The organism is Ensifer sp. NM-2 (genome assembly GCF_003024455.1).
Taxonomy (GTDB): Bacteria; Pseudomonadota; Alphaproteobacteria; order Rhizobiales; family Rhizobiaceae; genus Ensifer; species Ensifer canadensis.
Map to the genome: position 1 here is coordinate 1 of NZ_PVZR01000200.1, position 255 is coordinate 255.

Below are 255 nucleotides of genomic sequence, written 5' to 3' on the forward strand. Positions count from 1 at the left end.
GCCACAAGTCATCCCAATCTATTGCAACAGATGCGGGTTCGGTCCTCCAGTTGGTGTTACCCAACCTTCAACCTGCTCATGGCTAGATCACTCGGTTTCGGGTCTAATGCGACGAACTGAACGCCCTATTCAGACTCGCTTTCGCTGCGCCTTCACCTATCGGCTTAAGCTTGCTCGTCACACTAAGTCGTTGACCCATTATACAAAAGGTACGCCGTCACCCTTGCGGGCTCCGACTGTTTGTAGGCATCCGGT

1 rRNA gene is annotated in these 255 nt (G+C 52.9%); it reads right to left on the minus strand.

Going from position 1 to position 255, the window contains the following annotated elements:
• A 23S ribosomal RNA gene (locus tag C6558_RS39460) occupies positions 1-255 on the minus strand; the annotation flags it as partial.